Raw genomic sequence first — 6,618 nt, forward strand, 5'->3', positions numbered from 1 at the left:
CCGGCCCGCCACTCTCACCGCACCCGACCGGGTCGCGACCGTGGCCTCGCCCCGCTACGGCCAGGTCACCCTGTCGGCCTGGGACGCCCGGCATCGCCGGTTGATCCGCGATGGCTACTGGAAGGGGCATGACGGGCCGTTGCCGATCGTGGCCGGCACGGTGGTGCGGGTGGAGATCGAGCGGCTGCCCGGGGGCGGGACACCGGCCGGGGCGATGTGGTTGTGGCATGCCGGGCCTGCGGTGCTGGACCTGGTCACCATCTTCGCCGCTTATCAGCGGCGGTTCGACCTGGAACACACGTTCCGGTTCCTCAAGCAGGATCTCGGCTGGACCACACCGGCGCCGATGCTTCCCGACACGGCGTTGCGGTGGAGCTGGCTGGTGCTGGTCGCCTACACCCAGCTGCGGCTGGCTCGCGGCTGTGTCCGTGATCTGCGGCTGCCGTGGGAGAAACCCCAGCCCGCCGAGATGATGTCACCACGGCGGGTTCGACGGGATTTTCGGCGGGTTCGTGGGTTGACCGGCACCCCGGCCAACCCACCGAAACCCACCCGTCCCGGTCCCGGACGTCCCACCGGCTCCGCCCGGCCGCCCCGGACCCGCTATCCGACCTATCGCAAGAACAGCCGACGAGGCAAGAAGACCACCAAGAGTTAAAACTCAAGGAGTCATTCACTGCACGCCCCCGGGCCCGCGCCGTGTTAGCCTGTCGCCGTGCAGCGCCCGACGATGTTCACGCGACTCGTATTCCGGCGCGCCGGCTGAACCCAGGTCGCCGGCGTGCAGCCTTGGCGATCGCGGATTCCGCGGCACCTCTTTCGGGACCTGGCCCCGATCCCATCCGCACTTCCCCGTGGAGATCACGCCATGTCCAGCCCCACCACGTTCGCCACCCGCCCGGCCATGCTGCTGCGACGCCGCATCGCCACCTACTTCACCGGCGGTGCCGAGGAAATCCCCGCCCTCGTCCGCGCGCTCGACGGCACGCTGGTGCACGAGCTGTCCGTCGACATCAAGGACGGCGTCCGCGAAAGCAGCATGGTCTGCGCCGTCTTGCTGGGCGCCGACGAGATCGACGCGCTGCTCGACCGGCTCCGCGCGCTGCCCGCGGTCGTCTCGGCCGAGCTCGCCTGAGCGCGCCGCGTTCGCGACCATCGCCGCCGTCGGCCGGGTTCGGCAGAGGCCCGTTTGCCGAGGCCGCCGCGGGGTAGCCGGACCGCATGACGGAAGTGCGAGTTCGACGCGGTACCACCCTGAGGTTGGCCGGGAAGCAGGAGCGATAACCGTGCTCAGGCTCGGCTTCCCGGTGCTCGGCGTCTCCGATGTCCCGCGTGCCACCGTCTTCTGGACGTCGGCGCTGAACCTCGTCGCCACCGATGAGTGGGCGAGCGGGCGCTGGCGCACCCTGGAGCACACCGACGGGTCCGGACGGGCCCTCGCACTGATGTACAGCGAATCCCCGCCGGAACCGTACCCGCGGCTGCACCTCGACCTGCTCGTCGACACGACCGAGGAGCAGGAAGCCGAAGTGGCCCGGCTCCGCCGCTTGGGCGCGTCGGAAGTCGCGTGGGACCACTACCCGGCGAACCCGGACTTTGTCGTTCTCGCCGACCCGGACGGCAACCGGTTCTGCGTCGTGGACCTCAGCAGGGCCCCGTCCGGCGGCTAGCTCACGGCGGGAGGCGGTGGCCCAGGCGATCACCCCTGCTATGTTCGAAGTGTGGCAGGTGACATCGACATCTCCGGATAGCTCCGGAGCAAGCAGGCCCCCGGCAGTGCCGGCGCGGGCCGCTTTCGTCGACCACTTTTCCCACCACACCTCGCAAAGGTCCCAAGCATGTCCGAAATCGTCCTGTCCGGCCTGTCCTTCTCCTGGCCGGACGACACCCCCGTCTTCGACCACCTCTCCGCCACCATCCTCGCCGGCCGCACCGGGCTCGTCGCGCCGAACGGGTCCGGCAAGACGACGCTGCTGAAGCTCGTCGCCGGGGTGCTGCGGCCGTCCGCGGGCAGTGCCGCCGCCGACGGCGTTCTCGGCTACCTGCCGCAGGACCTGCCCCTGTCCGGCGAGCCGACCGTCGCCGAAGTCCTCGGTGTCGCCCCGGTCCTGCGGGCCATCGCCGCCGTCGAGGCCGGGGACGCCGCCGAGGAGCACTTCACCACCATCGGTACCGAGTGGGACATCGAGGAACGCACCCGCGCCCAGCTCGACCGGCTCGGCCTCGACGTCGCGCTCGACCGGTCGCTGAGCACGCTGTCCGGCGGCCAGATCGTCTCGCTGGGACTGGCCGCGCAGCTGCTGAAACGCCCCGACGTGCTGCTGCTCGACGAACCCACCAACAACCTCGACCTGGCCGCGCGGCACAAGCTGTACAGCGTGCTCGACGACTGGTCCGGCTGCCTGCTCGTGGTCAGCCACGACCGCGCGCTGCTCGACCGGGTGGACCGGATCGCCGAGCTCGACCGCGGGGAAATCCGGTTCTACGGCGGGAACTTCACGGCGTACGAAGCGGCCGTCCGAGCCGCGCGCGAGGTGGCCGAGAAGAACATCCGCAGTGCCGAACAGGAAGTCAAGCGCGAGAAGCGGGAGATGCAGCAGGCGCGGGAACGGGCCGCGCGCCGGGCGAGCACGGCGTCGCGCAACCTCGGCAACGCCGGGCTGCCCAAGATCTTCGCCGGCACCATGAAGCGCAACGCCCAGGAGTCCGCGGCCAAGGCGGACGGCACGCACGCGGCGCGCGTCGGCGCCGCGAAGGCCAAGCTCGACCAGGCCGAGCGCGAACTGCGCACCGAGCAGAAGCTCAGCCTGGAGCTGCCGCAGACGGTGGTCCCGGCGGGCCGGACGCTGTTCGTCGGCGAAGGCCTGCGGGTACGCGATCTCTTCGGCGACGGCGTCGACCTGGCGATCCGCGGCCCCGAGCGGATCGCGCTCACCGGGCCGAACGGCGCCGGGAAGTCCACGCTGCTGCGGATCCTGCGCGGCGACCTCGAGCCCGACGGCGGTTCGGTGACCCGCGCCGACGGCCGGATCGCGTTCCTCTCGCAACGGCTCGACCTGCTGGACGACGACCGTTCCGTGGCCGAGAACCTGGCCGCGGCCGCACCCGCGCTGCCGACGGCGCAGCGGATGAACCTGCTGGCGCGCTTCCTGTTCCGCGGCTCCCGCGTGCACCTGCCGGTCGGCGTGCTCTCCGGCGGCGAACGGCTGCGGGCCACGCTGGCCTGCGTCCTGTTCGCCGAACCGGCGCCGCAGCTGCTGCTGCTCGACGAGCCGACGAACAACCTCGACCTGGTCAGCACCGGGCAGCTGGAGAGCGCGCTGACCGCGTTCCGGGGCGCGTTCGTCGTCGTCAGCCACGACGAACGGTTCCTGGCCGCGATCGGCGCCGATCGGTGGCTGCGGCTGGAAAACGGTGACTTACACGGGTGACGTCGGGCGACGGTCGCCGCGCCGGCACCCGGATTCCTAGCGTGGTGGCGTCACCCGCTGAAAGGAACACGATGTCCGAAGTGACCTACACCGCCGTCGCCACCTCCACCGCGGAGGGCCGCAACGGCGGCCGCGCGACCTCCGACGACGGCGCGCTCGACGTCACCCTCGCCGTCCCGAAGGCGTTCGGCGGCGCGGGCGACGGCACCAACCCGGAACAGCTGTTCGCGGCGGGCTGGGCGTCCTGCTTCGTCGGCGCGGTGCGACGCGTCGCGGGCGTGAAGAAGGTGCCGCTGAACGACCTCGCCGTCGTCGCGGAGGTCACCCTCCACCACGACACGGAAGCCGGCGAGTTCCAGCTCAGCGCCGTGCTGCACCTGGAGGCGACCGGGATCGACCAGGCCACCGCCGACGAGCTCGTCAACGGCGCGCACCAGGTGTGCCCGTACTCGAAGGCGACGCGCGGCAACATCGAGGTCACCCTCGACGCGACGGTGGCGTGATGAAGCGCGCGCTCGGTGCCTTGGGCGTCGCGGCGGTCGTCGGGGCGGGCGTGCTCACCGCCGCCACCCCCGGCGCCGCCGTGTCGTCGCACCCGAAACCGACGGTCGTGCTGGTGCACGGCGCGTTCGAGGACGCGTCGGCGTGGGCCCCGGTGACCCGGCGGCTGCTGGCCGAGCACTACCCGGTGCTCGCGCCGGCGGTCCCGCTGCGGGGCGTCGCGGCGGATGTGGCGTCGCTGCAAGGAGTTCTGGATTCCGTACCCGGCCCGAAGATCCTGGTCGGGCACTCGTACGGCGGCCTGCTGATCAGCGAGCTGGCGGGTTCGACGCGCGGTGTGAAGGCGCTGGTCTACGCGGCGGCGTTCATCCCGGAGGCGGGTGAGACGGCGGGCCAGCTGAACGGCCAGTTCCCGGGTTCGCTGATCGGCCCGTCGACGACGCACGCGGTCGGCCCGGAGCTGTTCGTGAACGCGGCGAGCTACCCCTCGCTGTTCGCCGCGGGACTCCCGGCACTGGACACCGCGGTCGCGGCGGCGGGCCAGCGCCCGATCCTGGCGGCGGCGTTCGACGAGAAGGTGCTCGCCACGGCGCCTTCGGGCATCCGGAAGTACGCGCTCGTGGCGACGCGCGACCAGGCGATTCCCCCGGCGGCGGAACGCTTCGAGGCCCGGCGCGCGCACGCGTCGATCACCGAAGTGGACTCCCCGCACGCGATCGCTTCGGCGGCTCCCGACGCCGTCGTCGACGTCATCCACCGCGCGACCCGCTGACCACCGGTCGTGAGTGTTTGGTCGGGTTAGAACCCGACTGAACACTCACGACCGGCCACGTCACATCCGGTCGGCGTCCAGGATCGCCTGGGCGAACGGCCGGGGCGCTTCCTGCGGCACGTTGTGCCCGATCCCGTCGAGGACCCGGTGTTCGTACTTCCCCGTGAACTTCGCCCGGTACGCCTTCCCGTCCTTGGCCGCCGCGTCGAAGTCGCTGCCGATCGTGATCGACGGGACCGTGATGGCCGGGCCGGTGGCCAGCTTCCGCTCGTAGACGTCGTACTGCGGCTCGCCCGGGGCGAGGCTCAGCCGCCAGCGGTAGTTGTGCACGACGATGTCGACGTGGTCCGGGTTGTCGAACGCCGCCGCGCTGCGGTCGTACGTCGCGTCGTCGAAGTGCCAGGCCGGGGACGCCGTCTTCCAGATCAGCTTGTTGAAGTCGTGGCGGTTCGCCGCGTAGCCCGCGCGGCCGCGCTCGGTCGCGAAGTAGTACTGGTACCACCAGCCGAGTTCCGCTTGCGGCGCCAGGGGTTTCTGGTTGGCCACCAGGTTCGTGACGATGTACCCGCTCACCGCGACGACCGCCTTGCAGCGCTCCGGGAACAGGGCCGCGATGATGTCGACCGTCCGGGCGCCCCAGTCGTAACCGCCCAGGACGGCCTTGTCGATCTTGAGCGTGTCCATCAGCGCGACGACGTCGAGCGCCACGGCGGCCTGCTGCCCGTTGCGGACGGTCGCCGCGGACTTGAACACCGTCGGCCCGTAGCCGCGCAGGAACGGGATGATCACCCGGTAGCCGGCGGCGGCCAGGATCGGCGCGACGTCGACGTAGCTGTACGGGTCGTACGGCCAGCCGTGCAGCAGCACCACCGGCTGCCCGGTCGCCGGGCCGGACTCGTAGTACGCCATGGTCAGCACCCCGGCGTCCGCGTGCTTCACCTCGCCGAGCGAAGTGTGCTCACCGGACCCGGCCCGCAGGTCGGGGGCCGGCGCCGCGGCGGGGGTCGCGGCCGGGGACGAGCAGGCCGCCAAGGAGGTCGCCGCCAGCCCCGCCGCGAACGCCTGCCCGAACCTTCTCCTGCTGATCATCTTGACTCCTGTGCGAAAGACCGTGGGACTTTCACGACGTTAAGGAGTGCCCGGTGAACTTCGCGCCCGTCAGGTGACGCAGCGGGTGTAAGTCACCCTTCGAGGGTCTTCAGCATCCCGGCGAGGTCGGCGCGGGAGCTCACGCCGAGCTTGGGGAAGATCCGGTGCAGGTGCGTGCCGACCGTACGGTGCGAAAGGTACAGCCGCTGCCCGATCTCCCGGTTCGTGAGCCCCTCCGCGGCCAGCTGCGCGATGCTCAGCTCGTGCGGGGTGAGCTTGTCCCGGGCGTCCGGCCCGCGGTTCGGGCTCGACTCGCCGGCGCTGCGCAGCTCGCGCCGGGCCCGCTCGGCCCACGCCGTCATGCCGAGCGCGTCGAACGTCTCGCGGGCGGTGCGCAGGTGCGTGCGCGATTCGACGACCCGCCGCTGCCGCCGGAGCCACTCCCCGAACGCCAGGTGGACGCGGCCGCGTTCGGCGGGCCAGCCGGCCAGGTCGGCGGCCAGTGCCTCGGCGAACCGATCGTCGGACGGGTCGAGCACGGCACGCGCGTACCGCAGCCCGATGTGCAGCGCGGGCGACGGGCTTGCGAGGCACTCCAGCTCGGCCAGGACCTCCCGCATGGCGTCGGTCTGCCCGGCCCGGACCGCGGCTTCGGTCAGTTCTGCGACGCAGTACGCGCGCAACGCCAGCTGGTAGGCGGGGTCGGCGGGATCGAGCAGGCGCCGCAGGTCGGCGAAGGCGTCTTCGAAGCGGCCTTCGCTCAGGTTCGTGAGCCCGCGCGCGAGCTGGACGGTCGCGAGCACGGGCCGCGCCCCGGCGGCGAGC

7 protein-coding genes and 1 pseudogene are annotated in these 6,618 nt (G+C 71.7%); 6 read left to right on the forward strand and 2 right to left on the reverse strand.

Translation table 11 applies throughout. The features are described from left to right. From G3I65_RS36810 to G3I65_RS36835, 6 genes and pseudogenes are all read left to right on the forward strand, one after another. Nucleotides 1–658: pseudogene (locus G3I65_RS36810) on the forward strand (transposase); the annotation flags it as partial. A 210-nt stretch (nt 659–868) separates the two neighbouring features. Continuing rightward, entirely contained in the window at nt 869–1,135 is a 267-nt protein-coding gene (locus G3I65_RS36815; protein ID WP_160700184.1) for a hypothetical protein, read from the forward strand. Between the two features lie 151 nt (nt 1,136–1,286). Continuing rightward, a complete protein-coding gene (locus G3I65_RS36820) occupies nt 1,287–1,670 on the forward strand; it encodes a VOC family protein (RefSeq protein ID WP_160700185.1) in 384 nt (127 codons plus the stop codon). Between the two features lie 168 nt (nt 1,671–1,838). Beyond that, nucleotides 1,839–3,431, forward strand: coding sequence for an ABC-F family ATP-binding cassette domain-containing protein (locus tag G3I65_RS36825; RefSeq protein ID WP_160700186.1), 1,593 nt, complete (start codon nt 1,839–1,841; stop codon nt 3,429–3,431). 71 nt (nt 3,432–3,502) lie between these two features. Next, entirely contained in the window at nt 3,503–3,934 is a 432-nt protein-coding gene (locus G3I65_RS36830; RefSeq protein WP_160700187.1) for an organic hydroperoxide resistance protein, read from the forward strand. Beyond that, complete coding sequence (locus tag G3I65_RS36835; protein WP_160700188.1) at nt 3,934–4,704, forward strand: alpha/beta fold hydrolase; 771 nt, start codon at nt 3,934–3,936, stop codon at nt 4,702–4,704. The genes G3I65_RS36830 and G3I65_RS36835 overlap by 1 nt, the downstream gene beginning before the upstream one ends. 60 nt (nt 4,705–4,764) lie before the next feature. Here G3I65_RS36835 and G3I65_RS36840 read toward each other — a convergent pair whose 3' ends face one another. Together G3I65_RS36840 and G3I65_RS36845 are read right to left on the reverse strand one after the other, a co-directional pair. Beyond that, nucleotides 4,765–5,793 carry an alpha/beta fold hydrolase gene (locus tag G3I65_RS36840; RefSeq protein ID WP_160700189.1) on the reverse strand — a complete coding sequence of 343 codons (1,029 nt, stop codon included), beginning with the start codon at nt 5,791–5,793 and terminating at the stop codon, nt 4,765–4,767. A gap of 92 nt (nt 5,794–5,885) precedes the next feature. Then, on the reverse strand, nt 5,886–6,618 hold a 733-nt coding region (locus G3I65_RS36845; RefSeq protein ID WP_160700190.1), incomplete at its 5' end, for a LuxR C-terminal-related transcriptional regulator.

It is taken from the genome of Amycolatopsis sp. SID8362 (assembly GCF_010550475.1).
Lineage (GTDB): Bacteria > Actinomycetota > Actinomycetes > Mycobacteriales > Pseudonocardiaceae > Amycolatopsis > Amycolatopsis eburnea.